General features: G+C 63.1%; 22 protein-coding genes and 2 pseudogenes. 16 read left to right on the forward strand and 8 right to left on the reverse strand.

Annotated features, from left to right (window positions below; all coding sequences use genetic code 11):
- Window positions 1-147: 147 nt before the first annotated feature.
- From P3R82_RS15160 to P3R82_RS15170, 3 genes are all read left to right on the forward strand, one after another.
- Window positions 148-501, forward strand: coding sequence for a DMT family protein (locus P3R82_RS15160; protein WP_283194441.1), 354 nt, complete (start codon window positions 148-150; stop codon window positions 499-501).
- Window positions 502-628: 127 nt separating this feature from the next.
- Window positions 629-2,194: a DUF1800 domain-containing protein gene (locus P3R82_RS15165; RefSeq protein ID WP_283194442.1), complete on the forward strand. Its 1,566-nt coding sequence runs from the start codon at window positions 629-631 to the stop codon at window positions 2,192-2,194.
- A gap of 10 nt (window positions 2,195-2,204) precedes the next feature.
- Window positions 2,205-3,377 carry a DUF1501 domain-containing protein gene (locus P3R82_RS15170; RefSeq protein WP_283194443.1) on the forward strand — a complete coding sequence of 391 codons (1,173 nt, stop codon included), beginning with the start codon at window positions 2,205-2,207 and terminating at the stop codon, window positions 3,375-3,377.
- A gap of 26 nt (window positions 3,378-3,403) precedes the next feature.
- Here P3R82_RS15170 and P3R82_RS15175 read toward each other — a convergent pair whose 3' ends face one another.
- The 3 genes from P3R82_RS15175 to P3R82_RS15185 form a co-directional block, all read right to left on the reverse strand.
- A complete protein-coding gene (locus P3R82_RS15175; RefSeq protein ID WP_283196352.1) occupies window positions 3,404-3,667 on the reverse strand; it encodes a helix-turn-helix domain-containing protein in 264 nt (87 codons plus the stop codon).
- Between the two features lie 96 nt (window positions 3,668-3,763).
- Window positions 3,764-4,210, reverse strand: coding sequence for an SRPBCC family protein (locus P3R82_RS15180; RefSeq protein ID WP_283194444.1), 447 nt, complete (start codon window positions 4,208-4,210; stop codon window positions 3,764-3,766).
- A gap of 81 nt (window positions 4,211-4,291) precedes the next feature.
- The gene (locus P3R82_RS15185) at window positions 4,292-4,678 is read right to left on the reverse strand and encodes an acyl-CoA thioesterase (RefSeq protein ID WP_183898933.1); all 387 of its coding nucleotides are present in this window, start codon (window positions 4,676-4,678) and stop codon (window positions 4,292-4,294) included.
- Window positions 4,679-4,917: 239 nt separating this feature from the next.
- Here P3R82_RS15185 and P3R82_RS15190 point away from each other — a divergent pair, with 239 nt between their 5' ends.
- The 7 genes from P3R82_RS15190 to P3R82_RS15220 all read left to right on the forward strand — a co-directional run bounded on the left by P3R82_RS15190 (window position 4,918) and on the right by P3R82_RS15220 (window position 11,049).
- A complete protein-coding gene (locus tag P3R82_RS15190; RefSeq protein WP_283194445.1) occupies window positions 4,918-6,579 on the forward strand; it encodes an alpha/beta-hydrolase family protein in 1,662 nt (553 codons plus the stop codon).
- Window positions 6,580-6,736: 157 nt separating this feature from the next.
- Window positions 6,737-6,895, forward strand: a complete 159-nt coding sequence (locus P3R82_RS15195) for a hypothetical protein (RefSeq protein ID WP_183898931.1) — start codon at window positions 6,737-6,739, stop codon at window positions 6,893-6,895.
- A gap of 170 nt (window positions 6,896-7,065) precedes the next feature.
- Window positions 7,066-7,305, forward strand: a complete 240-nt coding sequence (locus P3R82_RS15200) for a hypothetical protein (RefSeq protein ID WP_183899414.1) — start codon at window positions 7,066-7,068, stop codon at window positions 7,303-7,305.
- A 298-nt stretch (window positions 7,306-7,603) separates the two neighbouring features.
- Window positions 7,604-8,890 carry an extensin family protein gene (locus P3R82_RS15205; protein WP_283194446.1) on the forward strand — a complete coding sequence of 429 codons (1,287 nt, stop codon included), beginning with the start codon at window positions 7,604-7,606 and terminating at the stop codon, window positions 8,888-8,890.
- Window positions 8,891-8,966: 76 nt separating this feature from the next.
- A complete protein-coding gene (locus tag P3R82_RS15210; RefSeq protein WP_183898929.1) occupies window positions 8,967-9,215 on the forward strand; it encodes a hypothetical protein in 249 nt (82 codons plus the stop codon).
- Between the two features lie 149 nt (window positions 9,216-9,364).
- Entirely contained in the window at window positions 9,365-10,291 is a 927-nt protein-coding gene (locus P3R82_RS15215; RefSeq protein ID WP_183898928.1) for an ABC transporter ATP-binding protein, read from the forward strand.
- Window positions 10,288-11,049: an ABC transporter permease gene (locus P3R82_RS15220; RefSeq protein ID WP_183898927.1), complete on the forward strand. Its 762-nt coding sequence runs from the start codon at window positions 10,288-10,290 to the stop codon at window positions 11,047-11,049. Before P3R82_RS15215 ends, P3R82_RS15220 begins: the two co-directional genes overlap by 4 nt.
- A 7-nt stretch (window positions 11,050-11,056) precedes the next feature.
- On the opposite strand, the gene P3R82_RS15225 is transcribed toward P3R82_RS15220, so the two are convergent.
- The 3 genes from P3R82_RS15225 to P3R82_RS15235 are packed head-to-tail and all read right to left on the reverse strand — an operon-like array spanning window position 11,057 to window position 12,766.
- Window positions 11,057-11,758: a TIGR02281 family clan AA aspartic protease gene (locus tag P3R82_RS15225; RefSeq protein WP_183898926.1), complete on the reverse strand. Its 702-nt coding sequence runs from the start codon at window positions 11,756-11,758 to the stop codon at window positions 11,057-11,059.
- Window positions 11,755-11,964, reverse strand: a complete 210-nt coding sequence (locus P3R82_RS15230; protein ID WP_283194447.1) for a DUF1289 domain-containing protein — start codon at window positions 11,962-11,964, stop codon at window positions 11,755-11,757. Before P3R82_RS15230 ends, P3R82_RS15225 begins: the two co-directional genes overlap by 4 nt.
- 19 nt (window positions 11,965-11,983) lie before the next feature.
- Window positions 11,984-12,766, reverse strand: a complete 783-nt coding sequence (locus P3R82_RS15235; RefSeq protein WP_283194448.1) for an adenosylcobinamide-GDP ribazoletransferase — start codon at window positions 12,764-12,766, stop codon at window positions 11,984-11,986.
- Window positions 12,767-12,903: 137 nt separating this feature from the next.
- Between P3R82_RS15235 and cobT the strand changes: the two genes are divergently transcribed.
- Entirely contained in the window at window positions 12,904-13,926 is a 1,023-nt protein-coding gene (gene cobT / locus P3R82_RS15240; protein WP_183898923.1) for a nicotinate-nucleotide--dimethylbenzimidazole phosphoribosyltransferase, read from the forward strand.
- Window positions 13,927-14,061: 135 nt separating this feature from the next.
- Window positions 14,062-14,441: pseudogene (locus P3R82_RS15245) on the forward strand (diacylglycerol kinase).
- 5 nt (window positions 14,442-14,446) lie between these two features.
- On the opposite strand, the gene P3R82_RS15250 reads toward P3R82_RS15245, so the two are convergent.
- A complete protein-coding gene (locus P3R82_RS15250; RefSeq protein WP_183898920.1) occupies window positions 14,447-15,982 on the reverse strand; it encodes a HAMP domain-containing sensor histidine kinase in 1,536 nt (511 codons plus the stop codon).
- A 105-nt stretch (window positions 15,983-16,087) separates the two neighbouring features.
- Here P3R82_RS15250 and P3R82_RS15255 point away from each other — a divergent pair, with 105 nt between their 5' ends.
- From P3R82_RS15255 to P3R82_RS15265, 3 genes are all read left to right on the forward strand, one after another.
- Window positions 16,088-16,627: a thermonuclease family protein gene (locus tag P3R82_RS15255; protein ID WP_283194449.1), complete on the forward strand. Its 540-nt coding sequence runs from the start codon at window positions 16,088-16,090 to the stop codon at window positions 16,625-16,627.
- Window positions 16,621-17,256 carry a uracil-DNA glycosylase family protein gene (locus tag P3R82_RS15260; RefSeq protein WP_283194450.1) on the forward strand — a complete coding sequence of 212 codons (636 nt, stop codon included), beginning with the start codon at window positions 16,621-16,623 and terminating at the stop codon, window positions 17,254-17,256. The genes P3R82_RS15255 and P3R82_RS15260 overlap by 7 nt, the downstream gene beginning before the upstream one ends.
- Window positions 17,257-17,322: 66 nt before the next feature.
- Window positions 17,323-17,811 (forward strand): Lrp/AsnC family transcriptional regulator, encoded by a 489-nt coding sequence (locus tag P3R82_RS15265; protein ID WP_037178648.1) that lies wholly within the window; start codon window positions 17,323-17,325, stop codon window positions 17,809-17,811.
- Window positions 17,812-17,897: 86 nt separating this feature from the next.
- Here the strand turns inward: P3R82_RS15265 and P3R82_RS15270 are convergent, their stop codons facing one another.
- Window positions 17,898-18,767 carry an NAD(P)-dependent oxidoreductase gene (locus P3R82_RS15270; RefSeq protein WP_283194451.1) on the reverse strand — a complete coding sequence of 290 codons (870 nt, stop codon included), beginning with the start codon at window positions 18,765-18,767 and terminating at the stop codon, window positions 17,898-17,900.
- Between the two features lie 260 nt (window positions 18,768-19,027).
- Between P3R82_RS15270 and P3R82_RS15275 the strand changes: the two are divergent.
- A pseudogene (locus P3R82_RS15275) lies at window positions 19,028-19,989 on the forward strand (aliphatic sulfonate ABC transporter substrate-binding protein).
- Window positions 19,990-20,012 lie beyond the last annotated feature (23 nt).

Genomic DNA, 20,012 nt, shown 5'->3' on the forward strand with positions numbered 1-20,012 from the left:
TGTTTGATCTAGGGAGCGTGATTGGTTCCCGGCGATGTCTCAACTGTCGCGCAGCCTGAAATGTCGCGGCGCGGGCAGCCCAGCCTCTTGAAGCCCTTTCGTTCGGCGGTACATGCTGGCGCCAGCTTCAACACTCGGGAATCTCACATGCCATTTGCCCTCAGCCCCGCGGCCATCTGGCCGATCGTCATGCTGCTTGCCTCCAACGTGTTCATGACATTCGCCTGGTACGGGCATCTCAAGCACAAGGGGACGGCGATTTTCGTCGCCATCGTCGTCAGCTGGGCGATCGCCTTCTTCGAATACTGCCTGGCGGTGCCGGCCAACCGGATCGGTTCGGCGGTCTATACGACGGCGCAACTGAAGACGATGCAGGAGGTGATCACGCTTCTGGTGTTCTCCGGCTTCTCGGTGTTCTGGCTGGGCGAAAGCCTGACCTGGAACCACGTCATCGGCTTTGCGCTGATCGCGGTCGGGGCGTCCTTCATCTTTCGCGGATGATTGCGATCCCGCCTGATGGGATCGGTAAGTCCTTGAATTACAAATTGTCCATGTCGCGGCTCCGCCTCAATTTCCGACGGTTTTGACGACAGCCTGTCACCATCCGGGGATATGGAGGTGACAGGTCATGAGTCTTTCCTTTCCGACGATGGCGGCCATCCGCTTCGGTTATGGATTTCGGCCAGGCGAGGCGCCGCCGCGAAACAAGGACGACCTGCTTCGTCAGTTGAGCGGGGGGCAGGCGACCGCGGATGCGCGAGCGCCAGTCGCCTTTCCCGTCGGCGGTATCGAGCAACGGCATCAAGTGATCGCCGAGCTGCAATCCAACCTGCGTGATCTCGGACAAAGCGGCGACGACGACCAGACGCGCCGGGCGCGGCGCAAGGTGTTGCAGAAGCAGGCGCAGCGCAGCTTCCAGCTGGATGCCAATGCGCGGCTGCTGCAGGCTGTCATGTCGCCCAACGGTTTTGAGGAGCGTCTTTCCACCTTCTGGACCAATCACTTTTCCACCAGCGCCAACAAGAGCCTGCCGATGCGGCTGCTGGTGCCGCTTTACGAGGCCGAAGCGATCCGGCCGCGTATCGGCGGGCGCTTCGCCGATCTTTTGCGCGGTGCCACCGAGCATCCGGCGATGCTGATCTATCTCGATCAGGCGCAGTCGCTCGGGCCGGATTCCAAGGGCGGGATGCGGCAGAAGAAGGGGCTCAACGAAAACCTCGGGCGCGAATTGCTGGAACTGCATACGCTCGGGGCCGGCAGCGGCTACACGCAGGCCGACGTGCGGGCCGCCGCCATGGTTTTGACGGGGCTGACGGTCGACCGGCAGGAGATGGACATGGCGTTTCGTCCCAACATCGCCGAGCCCGGCCGTCACGAAGTTCTCGGTGTCAGCTATGGCGGCGACAAGCGGCGAGCGGGCGATTATCTCGCCATGCTCGACGATCTCGCCGCCAATCCGAAGACGGCGGCGCATATCTGTCGCAAGCTGGCGGTGCATTTCATTGCCGATCAGCCGGATCAGGGACTGCTCGCCGAGATGGCCGGCGCCTGGAAGAAGACCGACGGTGATCTCAGGGCAGTCTACGGCGCCATGCTCGACCATCCGGCGGCCTGGGCGAACGACGGCGCGAAGGCGCGTCAGCCGTTCGATTTCGTCGTTGCCGGTCTCCGGGCGCTGAATGCCGGTGTCGGGGACGGAACGGTCGCGGCCTTCTTCAGGGATAACCAGCAGGACGATGCCGTCGCTCCGGGCGCTGCTGACATGGGTGGCGATATGAGCGGCGGCTCCAAGGGCGCTATGAAGGACGGAGAGACCGTCGTCGGCGGCGGGCCGCCGACGACCGATCCTGGCGACGACAACAGGGGCAAGCGCCGCAAGGCGATACGGACGGCAAGGGCGCTCGGGCAGGGGGCGCTGAGGCGCATGGGGCAGCCGATTTGGTTGCCGCCAAGCCCGGCCGGCTTCGAGGAGAGCTTCTCGGCCTGGATCACGGCCAGCCAGCTTGCCGAGCGGCTCGGCTGGGCGCGGCGGGCGACGGCGCAGTTCGGGCAGGGGCTCGATCCCCGCGAATTCCTGAAGGCAACGCTTGGCGATGCCGCGCGCGACGACACGATCCGCGTCGTCAGTCAGGCGCCCAACAAGGCAACCGGCCTGATGCTTGCGCTTGCGTCGCCCGAGTTCAACCGTCGATAGGAGCTTCGAAATGACCGATTTCACGCTATCGCGCCGCGGCTTCCTTGCTTCCGCCTGCTGCCTCGCGGCGGCCCCTGTCCTGACGCCCGTCACCTTCGCGTCGATGCCCGGAGACAAGCGCTTCGTCACCATTGTGCTGCGCGGGGCGATGGACGGGCTGGCGCTGGTGCAGCCCTATGGCGATGCCGGTTTCGCCGCGTCCCGGCCGACGTTGGCACTGACGCCGGAGACCGGGCTTATCGATCTCGACGGGAATTTCGGCCTGCATCCTTCGGCGGCGGGTCTGATGCCATTGTGGCGCGGTCGTGAGCTCGCCTTCGTGCATGCGGTATCGACGCCCTATCGCGACCAACGCAGCCATTTCGACGGGCAGGATATGCTTGAATCGGGCGGCGAGCATGTCTCGGAGGAAAAGACGGGGTGGCTGAACCGCGCGCTTGCCGTCATTCCGCGATCGGACGCGCGCAAGGCGATCGATGTCAACACCTCGACGGAGCTGATCCTGACCGGGCCCAACAATGTCGATGTGTGGGCGTCGGATTCCAATCTCGGGCCGGCCCGCGACGAGACGCAGTTCCTTAAACGGCTTTATGCCGGCGACCCGGCTTTCGCCAAGGCAATCGAGGAGGCGACGCGGGCCAACAGCGCCTCGATGGTGGCCGAGCCCGGCGGGCCACGCGGCCAGAAGGTGGCGGATGTGGCGGCACTTGCGGGCAACATGCTGAAGGGCGATTACCGGATCGCCAGCTTCTCCATCACCGGCTGGGACACGCATGTCGGCCAGATCGGACAATTCAAGCGTCCGGTGCAGGATCTGACGGAGGCGATCACCACGCTGAAGTCGACGCTGGGGCCGGATATCTGGTCGAAGACTGTGGTGCTGGCGATGACCGAGTTCGGGCGGACGGTGCGGGAGAACGGGTCCGGAGGGACCGACCACGGCACGGGCGGCTGCGCGGTTCTGGCGGGCGGCGCGATCAGTGGCGGTCGCATTCTCGGCCGCTGGCCGGGCCTTGGCGACCAGCAGCTTCTCGACGAGCGCGATCTGGCGCCGACGGCCGACGTGCGCGAGCTTGCGGCCGCCATGCTCTACCGACAGTTCGACGTGACGGTGGACGATCTGACGGCGAAGATATTTCCCGGCGTCAGCTTCGACAAGGGATCGCAGTTCCTGCAGGCTTGAACCGGCGCGCCGGTTCGTCCGGGCCCTCAGCGCTCGACGAAGGCGCGCAGGCGTTCCAGCGCATCGTCCCACTGCCGGGAGACGCCGTCGAGATAGCCGCGCATGATATCGATGCCGTCGCGCCGGAAACTGTAATGGCTTTCGCGGCCGACCTTGATGCTTTCGACGAGGCCGGCTTTTTCGAGCACGATCAGATGCTTGGTGACCGCCTGGCGTGTCAGCTCCGTGCCGCCGGAGAGACTGGAGATCGAGGATGTGCGGCCGTCGCTCAGCGCCGTCAGCAGGGACAGGCGAGTGGGGTCGCCGAGGGCCGAAAAAGTGCCGCGGCGTCCCGGCCGCTGGTCTCGGCATCGACCTGCGGCATGCTTTCACCGTTCGGCATTCGATCAGCGCTCGACATGGGCCTTGATGTTCTTCACCTGCTCCGCCCAGCCGCCCTCGTTCATCCGCAGTGCTTCGGCGCGGCGATATTCGGGGACCTTGTCGAAGCCGGATTCGGTGATCGTCAGGCGCGTGCCCTTCGATGTCGGCTCGAGGCGGAATTCGACCAGCGTCGGCGTTTCGCTGGAGTAATCGGTATCGGGATCGACCGCGTAGGGGATCCAGGTGAAGGAAAACAGCGTCGGCTCGTCCATGCACTTGATCGTGGCGGTCCAGCGAACATGCTCGTAGCCGGGATAGGTGATCTGGCCGGTTGCGACCTCACCCGAGACGAAGGGGGCGTCGATCCTGACGCGGAACCACTCGCCGAATTCGCGATGATCGGTGATGGCCTGCCAGACTCTGCTGACAGGGGCATTCAGTTCGATGGTCTTCTCGATGCGATCTGACATATTGGCAACCTCCCGGTTGCCTTTTATCGCCCCGGTTCGATTGGAAAGGCAACCAAAAAGTTGCCTTTCCTCGTTTGTGACCTATTCGGCCGGCACGGGCGTCGGCTGACCATTCTCGTCGAGCGCCACCATGATGAAGGTGCCGGCGGTGACTTTTTCCATCTTGTTGTAGCGGGCTCGGGTCGCCCAGGCCTCGACACAGAGGGTGATCGAGGTGCGGCCGACGCGTTCGATGTCGGTATAGATGGACAGCGTATCGCCGATCTTCACGGGCAGGGCGAAGGCCATCTCCTTGACGGCGGCGGTGACGACGCGCGCCTTGGCGCGTTCGGCGGCCGAGATGCCCGATGCAAGGTCCATCTGCGCCATGACCCATCCGCCGAAGATGTCGCCGGCCGGGTTGGCATCGGCGGGCATCGCCATGGTCCTGAGGGTCAGCGTGCCTCTCGGCTTTTGTTCTTCGGTCATCGGCGCTCCTTTTGACGGCGGGTTTTCTGGTCGATTCCGACGGACCCTAGCGTATCGGCCTGAAAACCGAAATCGCAGCGTGCCGACAAAGTGCGGCTTCGTGAGCGGACCGGCGAGTGGATGCTTTCGGTGGGGTGGAAACGCTTGAGTTTTCGCGTTCCGATAGTAAGCTTCGCGGCGTCTGTCCGGTTCCTGTCGTGGCCGAGGGCGGGCTTGTCCGTACGGGGATGGGGAAGCGTATGAGGCGTCTGCTCGGTGGTCTTTTTCGCTCGCTTTCGGTCGTCGGGCTGGCGCTCGCCTTCGCTTTCTTCGCCGCGTCGCTGACGCCGACGCTGATGCCGCGATCCTACATCGTCCAGGGCGTTCTGTCGGGTGTTTGCGCGGCTGTGGGTTATCTCATCGGCGTGGCCGCCGTCAGTCTCTGGAAGTATCTCGAACTCCCGTATCGCGGGCCGCTCCTGTCGCAGCGGATCGCAGTTCTGATCTGCGGGTTGATCGTTGCGGTCGTCTTCCTGTGGCAGGCGGCCGGCTGGCAGAATTCGATCCGGGAGCTCTGGCGGATGCAGCCGCTCGAAAGCGCCGAGCCCTTCAAGCTCGGAGCGCTGGCTTTCGTCGTCTTCCTTGCGGCCGTGCTTATCGGGCGATTGTTCCTGCTGACCGTTCGATGGACATCGCGGCGGCTCGATCGCTTCGTGCCTCGGCGTGTCTCCAACGTGATCGGTTTTGCGATCGCCGTGGTGCTGTTCTGGTCGGTTGCCGAGGGCGTGCTGCTGCGCGGGGCGCTGCACGCGATCGATTCCTCGATGCAGCGGCTGGACGCGCTGATCGAGGACGACGTGCCGATGCCCGCGGATGCCGCCAGGACGGGAAGCAAGGCGTCGCTGGTCACCTGGGACGGCCTCGGGCGGCAGGGGCGGCATTTCGTTGCCTCCGGTCCAAGCGCTTCCGATATCGGCGGCTTCTGGAAAGGCGAGGCGCGCGAACCCATACGCGTCTATGTCGGTCTCAACAACGCCGATACGATCGAGGCCCGCGCCAGGCTTGCGCTCGAGGAGCTGAAGCGCAACGGGGCTTTCGAGCGATCCATGCTTGTCATCATCGCGCCGACCGGCACCGGATGGGTCGATCCCGCCGCGATGGACACGCTCGAATATCTCAAGCGCGGCGACGTCGCCAGCGTGGCGCTCCAATACTCCTACCTGTCGAGCTGGTTGTCGCTGCTGGTTGAATCGGAATATGGCGCGCAGTCGGCAAAGGCGCTATTTCGCGAGGTCTATGGCTACTGGACGACGCTGCCGCGCGACAAGCGGCCGAAGCTCTACCTGCACGGCTTGAGCCTCGGCGCGCTGAACTCGCAGCTGTCCGCCGACATCTTCGACGTCATCGCCGATCCGTTCCAGGGCGCGCTCTGGAGCGGGCCGCCTTTCGAGAGCAGCATGTGGAACGCGGTGACGGCAGGACGCAATCCGCAATCGCCGGCATGGCTGCCGACATTCCGCGACGGCTCGATAATCCGGTTCACCAACCAGGAGAACCAACTCGATTTTCCCGGCGCTGCGCCATGGGGGCCGATGCGGATCGTCTATCTGCAGTATGCGAGCGACGCGGTGACGTTCTTCGATCCGCGCTCCTTCTACCGGGAGCCCGCATGGATGCAGGCGCCGCGCGGGCCGGATGTTTCCAAGAGCCTCAGATGGTTTCCTGTTCTGACCATGTTCCAGCTGCTGTTCGACCTGATGATTGCGACGACGTCGCCGATTGGCTATGGCCATGTCTACGCGCCCGAACACTATATCGATGCATGGATCGCCGTTGCCGCGTTGACCGTCGATCCTGGCGAGGTGGCCGCGCTCAAGGCACGTTTCGCTAATGCGGCGGCGCAACAGGGCGACAACGATTGAACTGGAATCTGGCCGCGCGTTCACCGTCTGTCCGGTTTCGAGTGTTCATAAGCGGGAATATCGTCCCGATTAACCACGTTTGTTATGGGTTCGTTTAGGCTCTCATAGCAGTTTGCCCGCGAGTGGCTGGGAAACCACATCTTTGAGGTTCAAACTGATGACTTATAGCGGGTTGCTTTTTTCCGCCGTCGTTGCCGGCCTGGTCACGATCCTTGCCATCGGCAGCCGTCCTGCATCCGAGACCGCGTCCAACTGGCCGCAGATGAATCTGGAGAAGACCGATCGCATCGTTACCGGAAGCGTGCAGGCGCGGTAACTCCACGGATCGGGTGAAGCCGCTGCGCGCAGCTTTGCCAATGCCATCGCGGCGGTGGCCGTCGGGAAGGTGCGGAATACAATAAATCATCCATTCGTTTTCACGGGTGGCGCAAAGAAACAATTAATCGGCCGCAACCTAGGAGAGTGAGGTAGTGAAGGCGTTTACTGATGAATAGCTCCAGACCACGTTACGATGTCATTTGCGATCCGCTCGATATGTGGATGGTCTGGGATCATCAGACCGACGAGCCTGCATGCTTTGGCGGCCAGATTCTCAACGGATTGACCGAAGGCTATGCCGTCGAGGTCGCCAAGATCATGAACGAGATCTACGGAACCGGCCGCCCGGCTGGTCATCGCGTCGCGATCAAACTGTCCGACGACAAGGAAGTGCTTTACGCCAACTGACGCCTGATGCGACGCGGCTTGCGTATTCGCGCCGCCATACTTTCATCCGCTTCTTCAAATTCCTGATCGCCGCGTGCAGTCGCGTGACGAGAAGCCCGTTCGCATCGCCGGCTGGTGACTTTCGCGCCGTGATCATCGCATTCCCGCAGCCGAACAGGGCTATTGTTTCAAACTTCCCGGCAATCGTGATCGGTGAGCCCTCGGTCGCTCAACCCGGGGTAAGGTTTCGTTCACCGCTTTTTATTAAATTTGAACTGAAGTTTCTTGGTCACTGCCGATCTCAGGAAGCGATAAGAGTATGGCGTTTGTTTCCACCATGCGGCGTTACGTGCTGCCCGTGCTGTTGTCGACGGCGCTGGTGACGTGCTCGACGGACGCGCTTGTTCCGCCCGGCAGCGTGGATCGCGGCACGAAGGTCGGGTCCATCTCGCCGCCACGACGCCAGGCGCCTGTCGACATTCCGTCCTCCGCCACTGAACAGGCCTATCCCGCCAGCAGCCAGCCGGTCCAGGGCTCAGCCGATTATCTCAATACGGCCGATCGTGCCGGCCGCGGGCAATCGACCGCGCTGCCGCCGATGAACAGCGATCAGGCGTCCGCGGGCGCGCGCGGTGTCGCGGGCCAGTTCGGCGGCCAGCCGGCGAGCTGGGGCGGAACGCAGTCGCTTGCCGTGCCGGCCGAGGGCGTCAACATGGATGCCGAACTCGGAGCCGAGCCGGTCACCGGGCTTGCGGAGGAACAACAGCAGCAGATCGCCGAGGGGCAATCGGACCAGCCTGTCGTCGATGGTATCGGCACGGACAATCCCACGCAGTTGAACAGCATGCGTTCACCAGGATCGCGAAGTCAGCCGACGGGCGGGCAGGAGCAGATATGGAACGACGCCAGCACTGTCGCGGCGCCGTCGCGGGTGCCTGAAGAGAGCGAGCCGCAGGACGTGGCGATGCTGCGGCCGAACGATCCGATGGCGAACGACCGGATGGCGAGCGAGCCCCAGATGAGCCAGCCGGCGGTGCCGGACGTGATGCCGAGTTCGGAACTGGCCTGCCGGCGCGAGCTGAAGCGCATGGGCGTGATCTTCACCGACAAGCCGCCGATCTCCAACGGGGCGGCGTGCCAGGTGCCTTACCCGATTTCGCTGCAGGGTCTGTCCGGCAATATCGGCGTGCGCCCGGCGGCGACGCTGAACTGCCAGGTGACGCTGGCCTTCGCCAAGTGGGTGAAGAACGAGCTGGCGCCATCGGCGCGGTATCGCTACTGGTCCGGCATCAAGACGATCGAGCCGCTCGGCGGCTATAGCTGCCGCCGGATGAACAACAGCCGGCAGAAATACAATCCGATGTCCGAGCATTCGCGCGCCAACGCGATCGATGTCGGCAAGTTCGTGCTGAAGAGCGGGCAGGAAATCGACGTACGCAAGAAGGGGCTGTTCTCCTTCCGCGAGGGGCGGCTGCTGCAGGCCGTGCGTTCCGACAGCTGCAAGTATTTCAACACGGTGCTCGGTCCGGGCAGCAATGCGGAGCACTGGAACCACTTCCATTTCGATCTGCGCGAGCGCAAGAGCGGCAAGATCTATTGCGACTGAGCGTGTGGGCGGTCCGGCATCGACGTAGCCGCGGAATCGCTTTAAACGGGCTCCCCATCGATAAGAGGAGACCGCCGTGGTCGAAGGCAAGCGCCCCAATATTCTGTTTTTCGTCGCGATCGTCGTCATTGCCGCCGTCGCGGTGTTCGGCGGCCGTTGGTACATGTATGTGGCCTATGCGAGCGATCCGTTCGATGAGGTCGGTATCAGCCTCAACATGAAGATGCCGGAATTCATTCGCGCCAAGGGCTGCGAGATGCTGAAAGAGCGCTTCGAGGGCAAGACGCTGCCGCCGGCGGGCTGCAGCGTCAATGGTGCCTGGTAGGCGGGACGCTTGCCGGAAGGCGAAACCGCGTTTTCAATTGCGTCGTTTTCGAGCAAATGAATACTCTGTTCGGCGTGCATGGGATGTCAAATTGTCGCCGAGCGGCTATATAGCGGCGAAATCCTTCCGTTCGTCTTCAAGAGCCCTGCATGGCCCCCATCATTTCCATCCGCAATCTTACGAAAATCTACAGTAACGGCTTTCAGGCCCTGAAAGGCATCGATCTCGATGTGGAGAAGGGCGAGATCCTCGCGCTGCTCGGTCCGAATGGCGCCGGCAAGACGACGATGATCTCGATCGTCTGCGGCATCGCCAATCCGAGCGGCGGGACCGTGCTCGTCGGCGGCCACGATGTGGTGAAGGATTTCCGGGCGACGCGGTCGATGATCGGCCTCGTGCCGCAGGAGTTGACCACCGACCAGTTCGAAACGGTATGGAACACGGTGAGTTTCTCGCGTGGCCTGCACGGCAAGAAGGCCAATCCCGCGCATATCGAGAAGGTCCTGCGCGACCTGTCGCTGTGGGACAAGAAGGACAATACGCTGCGCCAGCTCTCGGGCGGCATGAAGCGGCGCGTCCTGATCGCCAAGGCGTTGAGCCACGAGCCTGAAATCCTGTTCCTGGACGAACCGACGGCCGGCGTCGATGTGGCCCTGCGCAAGGACATGTGGCACGTCGTGGAAAAGCTGCGCGAGGCGGGCGTCACGATCATCCTGACGACACACTACATCGAGGAGGCGGAGGAGATCGCCGACCGCGTCGGCGTGATCAATGGCGGCGAGTTGCTTCTGGTCGAGGACAAGACGGCGCTGATGGCCAAGCTCGGACGCAAGCAGTTGATCCTGGAGCTGACCGAGCCGCTCGACGCGCTGCCGGAGAGCTTCCTCGGCAACGGCCTGGCGATCACATCCGGCGGCAACCGTCTGACCTACGACTTCGACGCCGAGAACGATCAGGAAAGCATCGCCGCCCTCCTGAAGCGGCTTGCCGAACACAACATCCATTTCAAGGACCTGTCGACGCAGCAGAGTTCGCTCGAAGACATTTTCGTGGCGCTCGTGGGAGGCGCAAAATGAACTTCGAAGCCATCAAATCCATCTATCTCTTCGAAATGGCCCGCACCCGCCGCACTTTGCTGCAGAGCGTGGTCTCGCCCGTGATCTCGACGTCGCTCTACTTCATCGTCTTCGGCGCCGCCGTCGGTTCGCGCATCCAGGAAGTCGAGGGGATTTCCTATGGCGCCTTCATCACGCCGGGCCTGATCATGCTGACTCTGCTTGGGCAGTGCATCGGCAATGGTTCCTTCGGCATCTATTTTCCGAAGTTCACCGGCACGATCTACGAAGTTTTGTCGGCACCCGTGGCGATGGCCGAGATCCTGCTCGGATATGTCGGGGCAGCCGCGACCAAGGGGCTGATGATCGGCGTGATCATCCTTTTGACGGCGAACTTCTTCGTCGAGGTCAGGATCGAGCACCCGTTCATGATGGCGCTGTTCTTCGTGCTGACGGCCGTGACCTTCAGCCTGTTCGGCTTCATGATCGGTCTGTGGGCGAACAATTTCGAGCAGCTGAACCTGATCCCGATGCTGGTCGTTCCACCGCTGACATTCCTCGGCGGCAGCTTCTATTCGATCAACATGCTGCCGCCCTTCTGGCAGGCGGTCAGCCACTTCAATCCGGTGCTCTATCTGGTCAGCGGCTTTCGCTGGAGCTTTTACGGCATCGCCGATGTCAATCCGCTGATCAGCCTCGGGATGATCTCGCTGTTCCTGGCGATCTGCCTGGGAACGCTCGGCTGGATGTTCAGGACGGGTTACAAGCTGCGCAACTGACGCGGCTCTAATCGCGCATCCTGAGTTCGTCCGGCTGCATCTGCAGCGAGCCCAGCGTTCCGAGGAAGCTCATGCCGAGCAGGCTCTGGTCGAGCCGTCCATCCTCGGCGACGCTGCCGGCGATGTTGTTGCGCACGATGGGGCCGATCGCCACTTCCGACAGCGTGACAGGCGCTGCCTGGGTGCGGCCGTTGGCGGTGGTGACGCTCATGGAATAGGTCAGGTTGTCGGGGATGATGCCGACGCGCTCGGCATCCTGGCGCGAGAGCGCGATCATGCTGGCGCCGGTATCGACCAGCATCGAGATGGTCTGGCCGTTGATCTGGACATCGGCCTCGAAATGACCGTTCTGCAGCTTGTACAGGATGACCTCCTTGCTGCCGTCGCTCGTGGTTGTGACGACGGCCCGGCCGGGTATCAGCCCCGCCAGCAGGCGGTTGCCGACGCTGAGTGCGTCGTAGCGGTAGAGGTAGGCGGTGGCGAGGCCGAGGATCAGCACCAGCCAGATCATCATATGGCGCATTGTCTCGCCGACGCTGATGCGTCGTCCCCATATGCCGGCGGCCAGCATCAGCGCGATGGGAAGGAGATAGAGCATGCGGCCGAAATCGTCGGTCCTGACGCCGAGGATCCTGGGGCTGTCGCTGTTGAAGAGCAATATGAGAAGGCCGATGCCGAGACCGCCAAGTCCAATCGTCAGCCTGTTCATGCGGTGAGCTCCGTGCTTGCCGTGGTCGCGGGCGATGTCGAGGGCCCAATCATTTTCATCCGGGCGGGCAGCAGGCGCATCACCGCGTGCCGCTCTTCATCTGAAAACGCCGCCCAGCCGGCGATTTCCTCGATCGTTCGGCCGCAGCCCGCGCACAAGCCGCTGGATGAAGCAATGGAGCAGATGTTGATGCAGGGGCTGACCATGAGAAATCATATCGTTGTTTCACAAAGCCATGGCAAGAGCGCACAGCGCCGCCATCTCGGAAATTTGAGCGGTGGCGCCCAGCGTATCACCGGTATGGCCGGATAGGGTAAGACGGGCCAGTCGGGTGAAGATCATCGCGCTCAGACCGGCGGCGAGCAGGGCGCAGATGAGCGGCAAGAGGCCCAGGCTCGGCCAGATCAGCAGTGCCGCCAGCGCGCAGGCCGAGACGACCGCCATCTGCATGACGCCTTCGCTCGGCTGGCCGACGGCGGCGGCCACGCCATCGGCTTTCGCCGGCGGCAGGCGGTGCCAGTGCCAGACCAGCGCGCCGCGGCTCATGCAGCCAACGGCGGGCAGGGCGAGGGCGGCCGCGAGCGGAACCGCGCCGCGGGCGATCGCGGCAATGGCGGCGGCGCGAATGGTGAAGGAGAGGATCAGCGCGATGGCGCCATAGGTGCCGATGCGGCTGTCCTTCATGATCGACAGGCGGTGGGCGCGATCGCGGCCGCCACCGATGCCGTCGGCGCAATCGGCAAGGCCGTCCTCATGCAGGGCGCCGGAGACGATCGCCTGTATGGCCAGCGCCACCAGGGCCGACATCAGCCGGTCCGCTTGCAAAGCGAGCATCACCAACAGAACCGCCGCCGGCAGCAGGCCGATGACGATGCCGGCGACCGGAAAGGCGCGCGCGACGCGGCCGAGTTTTCCGTCGTATCCCGCGAAGGCGGCTTTCGGCATCGGAATGCGGCTGAGGAACGCGGTGGCGCGCGCGATATCCGCCACATAGGTTGCGATGTTCATGCGCGTCCGCTCCCGGGGATGATATTAGGCGCTTTTTAGAGTTGTTCCGCTTCGCGGCTGGATTTAAGAGTGGCCGCGAAAGAAGCTGATTTGCAGCCATAAGACAAGATTACAGACGAGACAAGGAAGCCGCATCCATGAGCGTTTCAGGCCTGCCGTTCGACGATTTCCGGGCACTTCTGCGCGATCTGCCGGGGCCGGACCCACGGGCTCTTGTCGCCGCCCGCGAGCGCGATGCCCAGTTGACCAAGCCGCCGGGCTCGCTCGGGCGTCTCGAGGAAATCGCTTTCTGGCTGGCCGCCTGGACCGGCCGCACGCCCGCCGTCAACCGGCCGCTGGTGGCGATCTTCGCCGGCAACCACGGTGTCGTGAAGCAGGGCATCACGCCCTTTCCGCCGACGGTGACGCAGCAGATGGTCGAGAATTTCGCGGCCGGCGGGGCTGCGATCAACCAGATCTGCGTGGCCTACGATCTCGGGCTGAAGGTGTTCGACCTGGCGCTCGATTACCCGACCGGTGACATCACCGAGGAGCCCGCGCTTTCGGAGCGCGACTGCGCCGCGACCATGGCCTTCGGCATGGAGGCCATCGCCGGCGGCACCGATCTGCTCTGCATCGGCGAGATGGGCATCGGCAACACGACGATCGCAGCCTCGATCAACTACGCGCTCTATGGCGGCAACGCCCGCGACTGGGTCGGCCCCGGCACCGGTTCGCAAGGGGACATGTTCGAGCGCAAGGTCGCCGCCGTCGAGAAGGCGGTGGCGCTGCACAGCGATCACCTCGACGATCCGCTGGAGATCATGCGCCGCCTCGGCGGCCGCGAGATCGCCGCGATGGCGGGGGCGATCCTGGCGGCGCGCGTCGAACGCATCCCTGTGCTGATCGACGGTTACGTGGCGACGGCGGCGGCCGCCATCCTGCAGGCGGCCAATCCTTCGGCGCTCGATCACTGCCTGATCGGTCACGTTTCCGGCGAGCCCGGCCATCTCAAGGCAATCGAGATGCTCGGCAAGACGCCGCTTCTGGCGCTTGGCATGCGGCTCGGCGAGGGCACGGGGGCAGCGCTTGCCGCCGGTATCGTCAAGGCCGCGGCGGCCTGCCATTCCGGCATGGCGACGTTTGCACAGGCGGGTGTGACAAACAAGCACGAGCACTGAGCCCATCGCCTGTATTCAGGTTCGTGACAGGTTTATGACAGAAGGCTTGCGATACGGGCGTGCGCACGCTATTCGCATTTTTCTGATATGAAGCGGCAGGCATTGCCGCCATCTACCTGACGACGAGGACGCCTGATGAAACCTGCCGTGACCAAACTCACCGGCATCAGCCACTTTTTGCCGCCGCCGGCTACTCGCTCGGCGGCTTCAGGCGGCTGATCAAGGAAGCGGCGTTCCGGCAGGAGCTTCTATTCGCCGTCGTGGCGCTTGTCCTGCTCCTGGCGGTGGACGCGACGCTTGCCGAACTGATGATCGCCGTCATCCTGTTTCTCACCGTCTTCGCCATCGAAGCGCTCAACACCGCGATCGAGGAAGTCATCGATCGCATTTCACCGGAAATCTCGAGCGTCGGCAAGCACGCCAAGGATCTCGGCTCGTTCGCCGTGCTCTGCATGCTGACGGCCTGCGGCATCTTCATGCTGTTTACGATCGGCAAGCATTTGATGTTCGGCTGAGGATATCAAGCAAAGCTGCGGCGCTTGCGGGAGACGGCCTGGGCGTCCTCGACGGCCGGAACCGATTGCAGCACGCGCCTTGCCGGCAGGATGGCGATGACTTCGGTGCCTTCGCGCAGCTTGGACTTCAGGATGAACTGGCCGTCGTGCTTGGCGAGGATCGCCTGAACGATCGGCAGGCCGAGGCCGGTGCCCTGTTCGGCGCTCTTGATGGCGATCGAGCCCTGGCCGAAGGCGGATAGGACGACCGGTATCTCGTCCTCGGGAATGCCCGGTCCGTTGTCCTTGATCGAGATGTACTGGCCGCCGCCGGCCGTCCAGCCGACCTTGACCATGATCTCGCCGCCCTGCGGCGTGAACTTCACGGCATTGGACAAGAGGTTGAGGATCACCTGGCGCATCGATTTCTCGTCGGCCCAGACCGCGGGAAGTTCGAGCTCGAACTGCTGCGAGATGGTGATGTTCTTGCCGCGTGCGCGCAGCTGCACCATGCCGATGCAGTCTTCGGAAATATCCAGCAGCGAGATCGCCTCCTCGCTGAGCTCGTATTTTCCGGCCTCGATACGGGAAAGGTCGAGGATTTCGTTGATCAGGTTCAAGAGATGCTGGCCCGAGCGGTGGATGTCGCTCGTGTATTCCTTGTAGGTCGCGTTGTTCAGCGGTCCCATGACTTCGGCCGACATCACCTCGGAAAAGCCCAGGATGGCGTTCAGCGGCGTGCGCAGCTCATGCGACATGGATGCGAGGAAGCGGGACTTGGCGAGGTTTGCCTCTTCCGCCCGGCGCCGCGCCTCGTCCGACATGGATTTGGCGACTTCGAGTTCGGCGATCAGGTCGTCCTTCTCAGCCTGATAGGCGAGGATGCGCAGGTTCTGCCGAAACAGCTGGTCGCTGATGTAGTGAAAAAAGATGACGGTCGTGGTCAGCGTCGCGGTCAGGCTGATCTCGAGGATCTCGCGCGAAATGCCGGATTTGGCGACGAGGGCGAAGACGACGGGCGAAAAGGTCACCAGCACGCACGGCGTGAGCATGTAATTCCACATCGCCGTCAGCGACAGGGCGATCAACAGCGTCGCGCCCTTGTAGAGCACGAGGTTGGCCGGCTCGCAGGTGGCGCAGTCCTGAACGGCGAAATAGGCCCAGCAGCAGCCGATCAGGAACTGGCCGAGCAGGAGCAGGCGGCGCCATTTGCGGGTGCGGATCAGCGTCATCTCGTGCTTGCGGGCGCGGCGCGCCAGATACACGTTGGCGGCATGGGCCGTCAGCGTCAGTATGGCCCAGAGCACGATCTGGGTGTCGCCGGTGAAATAGATGCCGAGTATCGCGATGATGATCACGAACAGCGGGATGATCGAGGCGCCCTGCAGCACGGCGTTGATATAGATGGTCAGCACGTCGCGATCGAAGGCGCCGCTCGGCGCATGGCTCGATTGCAGGCGCTCACGCGTCACACGTACAGCCTTTGCGACGGGCTTGTTGCGGTGACTCCGTGACTTGTCGACGATATTCTTATCGGTCGATGTGCTAACGCCGTTACTCATTCCACACGTGACGCTTGATCTGCAGACGTCGGAATATTAGGGCTCAAATATTAAGAAGTTGTTTGCCAATTTTGCCAAGGGTTTGTTTTTGAAGGAGGCGAAACCGTGACGTGGGGTTTCAGGACCGTTCGTGACGGGGTGACGGCGTTCGCGCTGCTCGCTGTCATCTGGATGATCGCGGCCAAGCTCAATGATGTCTCGGAGATTTCCCTTGCCGGCCGCTTCCGCGCCGCCGATGGCGACAGCCTTGCGATCGGCGCGGAGAGGATGCGGCTGAAGGGGATCGATGCGCCCGAGCTTGCCCAGGCATGCGAGCGGGGCGGTGCGCGATGGGCATGCGGCGAGGAGGCGAGGCGCATGTTGCAGGGCCTCGTCGCCGCCGGCGATGCGCGCTGCGCCGGCACGCAAAGGGATCGTTTCCAGCGGCTGCTCGTGGTGTGTCGTGCCGGCGGCGCCGATCTAAACGCTTTGATGGTGCGGCGGGGCATGGCGGTTTCTTACGGCGCCTATGGTGACGAGGAGGCCGAGGCGCGGTCGCGAAAGGCTGGTCTTTGGGCTGGCTCCTTCGAGAGGCCTCGCGATTTCCGCGACGGCAGCCAGGATGGCAGCCGCTCCGGCGGCGGCAGAGGTTTCTTCGGATGGTAGACGCGACGGATGGACTGGAAGCGATGCGCGCCGCGATCGGGCGCTGCCGGGTCTGTCGCGACGAACCTTTGCGCGGAACTGGTCACCAGCTGCCGCATGAGCCGCGGCCGGTCGCGGTGATTTCGACCAAGGCGCGGATATTGATCGCGGGGCAGGCGCCGGGCTTGAAGGTTCATGAGAGCGGCATTCCCTTCAACGATGCATCGGGCGACCGCTTGCGCGAATGGCTGCAGGTCGATCGCGACACCTTCTACGACCGCGACCGCTTCGCCATCGTTCCGATGGGCTTCTGCTTTCCCGGTTATGACGCCAAAGGCAGCGACCTGCCGCCCCGGCGGGAATGCGCGCCGCTGTGGCGGCTGCCCGTGCTTGCGGCCATGCCGCAGATCGAACTGGTGCTGGTCATCGGGCAATATGCACAGGCATGGCATTTGCGGAACGAGCGACGCGGCAGCGTGACCGAGACGGTCCTGATGTGGCGGGAGATCCTGTTCGCCAATCGATCGCCGGCGATCCTGCCGCTGCCGCATCCGAGCTGGCGCAACTCAGGCTGGATCAGGCGCAATCCGTGGTTTGAGGAGGAATTGCTGCCGGTCTTGCGGACGCGCGTCACGATGCTGTCAGCCTGAAACAAATTTCTTTCAAATGGCTGGAATCGCGCTATACAAGAAAAATAATTCGAAGGGGGCTGCGTTATGGACCGTCTGGACCGCAAGATTCTGCGTCTTTTACAGGAAGATTCAACATTGGCGGTTGCCGATCTCGCAAAGAAGGTCGGCCTTTCCACCACCCCTTGCTGGCGCCGTATCCAGAAAATGGAGGAAGACGGTGTCATCAAGCGCCGTGTGGCCATCCTCGATCCGGAAAAGGTCAACACCAAGGTCACGGTTTTCGTGTCCATCCGCACCGCAACGCATTCGATCGAATGGCTGCGGCGTTTTTCGGAAGTTGTGGCGGAATTCCCCGAGGTCGTCGAGTTCTACCGGATGAGCGGCGACGTGGACTATCTGCTGCGCGTCGTGGTGCCTGACATCGCGGCCTATGACGCCTTCTACAAGCGGATGATCGCCAAGATCGAGATCCGCGACGTCTCCTCTGCCTTCGCGATGGAGCAGATCAAGTATTCGACGCAGCTGCCGCTCGACTACATGATCCTCGACAGCTCGAAGTCCAACGAGGACTGATCCTCAGCCGCTGATTTGACTGACGACGGGCGAGAGGTTTCTCGCCCGTCTGTTTTCTTGTTGCCGTCAGTCCGGGAAAAGGATCGTCATTTTTCCAGGCGGGCGAGCAGCGAGGACGTATCCCAGCGATTGCCGCCCATGGCCTGGACGTCGCCGTAGAACTGATCGACGAGAGCGGTGAGGGGCAGCTTGGCGCCGTTGTGGCGGGCCTCGTCGAGCACGATGCCGAGATCCTTGCGCATCCAGTCGATGGCGAAGCCGAAGTCGTACTTGCCTTCGTTCATCGTCTTGTGGCGGTTTTCCATCTGCCAGGAGCCGGCCGCACCCTTGGAGATGACGTCGACGACCTTCTCGATATCGAGGCCGGCGCGCTTGCCGAAATGGATGCCCTCGGCGAGGCCCTGGACGATGCCGGCGATGCAGATCTGGTTGATCATCTTGGTGAGCTGACCGGCGCCCGGCGCGCCCATCAGCCCGACCATGCGGGCGAAGGCGTCGATGACCGGCCTGGCCTTTTCATAGACGGCGTCCTCGGCACCGCACATGACCGTCAACACGCCATTTTCGGCACCTGCCTGGCCGCCCGATACGGGGGCGTCGATAAAGCCGACGCCTTTTTCCCTGGCCGCGGCATGGAGTTCGCGGGCAACGTCGGCACTGGCGGTGGTATTGTCGATCAGGATCGCGCCTGATTGCATCGTCTGCAGAACGCCGTCCTTGCCCGATGTCACCGATCGGAGATCATCGTCATTACCGACGCAGGTGAAGACGAAATCGGCATCGCGTGCCGCTTCGGCCGGTGTCGGGGCCGACTTGCCGCCGAACTTCTCGACCCAGGCGGCCGACTTGGCGGCGGTGCGGTTATAGACAGTGACATCATGGCCGCCTTTCACCTTCAGATGACCTGCCATGGGAAAACCCATGACGCCGAGACCGATGAATGCGACTTTTGCCATTTGCCTATCCTTTCATGAATGCTGGCTTGAGGAGTAGCCCAAATAGGGCGAGGCGGAAAGCCGCCGAAATGGTGCGCGTCGTGCCTCTTGGAACAAAATTCCGCTCAACGGCCGAAATCGGGTCAGGATAATTTCGAGCGGGCCGAAAATCACAAACATAATTGTCGATATAATTTATAGAATTCAACAAACTTTCCTCATCGTAAACACGGCGGCTTCGGAGATCGGGCCGGAACACGCCGATCGAAAAGGGGACAGCCATGATTTCACGTCGACAGACACTGGGACTTCTGGGCGCCGCAGCAGCGACCGCCGTGCTGCCGGCCATCCGGCCGGCGCGCGCCGCGCCACGGAGTTTCGCATCGGCTGGCAGAAGAACGGCGTGCTGGCGCTCGCCAAGCGCCGAGGCGCGCTGGAGACGCGGCTTGCCGACAAGGGCATTGCGGTAAGCTGGTCCGAATTCACCTCGGGGCCGCCGCTGCTCGAGGCGCTGGGGGCCGGCGCGCTCGATTTCGGCGCGACGGGGGACGTGCCGCCACTGTTTGCGCAGGCGGCGGGCGGTCAGCTCTATTATGTCGGCACCTATCGCGGCAGCGCCGCCGGCTCGGCGATCGTCGTGCCCGAGGATTCCGACATCAAGACGGTCGAGGACCTGAAGGGCAAGAAGGTTGCGTTCAAGCGCGGATCGAGCGCGCACAACGTGACCGTCAAGCTGCTGCGCAAGGCCGGCCTCAAGATCGAAGATGTCGAGCCGATCGACCTGTCGCCGGCGGATGCCGCGGCCGCCTTCAAGAATGGCAGCATCGACGCCTGGTCGATCTGGGACCCCTATCTCGCGATCGTCGAGGCCGATCCGAAGACGCGCATCCTGTCGACGGCCGAAGGGGTCGTGCCGTCCTACAGCTACTTCCTCGCCAATTCCGGTTTCACGGATGCGAACGGCCAGGTCGTGAGCGATGTCATCGACGAACTCGCGAAGGTTGGCCGGTCGGCGCAGGGCAGCCTCGATGACACGATCAAGGAGCTTTCGGAAATCACCGGCGTTCCTGTCGACATCACCCGCGTCACGCTGACGCGCGCGGGCGCGGATCTCGGCGGCGTTTCGACGATCAGCGACGAGGCGGCCGCCTACCAGCAGGCGCTGGCCGACGAGTTCTACAATCTCGGCATCGTGCCGAAGCAGCTCACCATCGGTAGCGCCATCTGGCATCCGGCCAGCTGAGCGCGTCTCCCATACAAGGATCA

The sequence above is a fragment of the Rhizobium sp. AN80A genome, assembly GCF_030053015.1.
Lineage (GTDB): Bacteria > Pseudomonadota > Alphaproteobacteria > Rhizobiales > Rhizobiaceae > Rhizobium > Rhizobium metallidurans.

Coding starts and splice junctions, on each gene's coding strand:
- P3R82_RS15160 (WP_283194441.1), top strand. CDS start 148: ATGCCATTTGCCCTCAGCCCCGCGGCCATCTGGCCGATCGTCATGCTG.
- P3R82_RS15170 (WP_283194443.1), top strand. CDS start 2,205: ATGACCGATTTCACGCTATCGCGCCGCGGCTTCCTTGCTTCCGCCTGC.
- cobT (WP_183898923.1), top strand. CDS start 12,904: ATGAGCGTTTCAGGCCTGCCGTTCGACGATTTCCGGGCACTTCTGCGC.
- P3R82_RS15195 (WP_183898931.1), top strand. CDS start 6,737: ATGACTTATAGCGGGTTGCTTTTTTCCGCCGTCGTTGCCGGCCTGGTC.
- P3R82_RS15215 (WP_183898928.1), top strand. CDS start 9,365: ATGGCCCCCATCATTTCCATCCGCAATCTTACGAAAATCTACAGTAAC.
- P3R82_RS15270 (WP_283194451.1), bottom strand. CDS start 18,767: ATGGCAAAAGTCGCATTCATCGGTCTCGGCGTCATGGGTTTTCCCATG.
- P3R82_RS15180 (WP_283194444.1), bottom strand. CDS start 4,210: ATGTCAGATCGCATCGAGAAGACCATCGAACTGAATGCCCCTGTCAGC.
- P3R82_RS15165 (WP_283194442.1), top strand. CDS start 629: ATGAGTCTTTCCTTTCCGACGATGGCGGCCATCCGCTTCGGTTATGGA.
- P3R82_RS15200 (WP_183899414.1), top strand. CDS start 7,066: ATGAATAGCTCCAGACCACGTTACGATGTCATTTGCGATCCGCTCGAT.
- P3R82_RS15260 (WP_283194450.1), top strand. CDS start 16,621: ATGGTAGACGCGACGGATGGACTGGAAGCGATGCGCGCCGCGATCGGG.
- P3R82_RS15225 (WP_183898926.1), bottom strand. CDS start 11,758: ATGAACAGGCTGACGATTGGACTTGGCGGTCTCGGCATCGGCCTTCTC.
- P3R82_RS15230 (WP_283194447.1), bottom strand. CDS start 11,964: ATGGTCAGCCCCTGCATCAACATCTGCTCCATTGCTTCATCCAGCGGC.
- P3R82_RS15190 (WP_283194445.1), top strand. CDS start 4,918: ATGAGGCGTCTGCTCGGTGGTCTTTTTCGCTCGCTTTCGGTCGTCGGG.
- P3R82_RS15220 (WP_183898927.1), top strand. CDS start 10,288: ATGAACTTCGAAGCCATCAAATCCATCTATCTCTTCGAAATGGCCCGC.
- P3R82_RS15235 (WP_283194448.1), bottom strand. CDS start 12,766: ATGAACATCGCAACCTATGTGGCGGATATCGCGCGCGCCACCGCGTTC.
- P3R82_RS15265 (WP_037178648.1), top strand. CDS start 17,323: ATGGACCGTCTGGACCGCAAGATTCTGCGTCTTTTACAGGAAGATTCA.
- P3R82_RS15185 (WP_183898933.1), bottom strand. CDS start 4,678: ATGACCGAAGAACAAAAGCCGAGAGGCACGCTGACCCTCAGGACCATG.
- P3R82_RS15250 (WP_183898920.1), bottom strand. CDS start 15,982: ATGAGTAACGGCGTTAGCACATCGACCGATAAGAATATCGTCGACAAG.
- P3R82_RS15205 (WP_283194446.1), top strand. CDS start 7,604: ATGGCGTTTGTTTCCACCATGCGGCGTTACGTGCTGCCCGTGCTGTTG.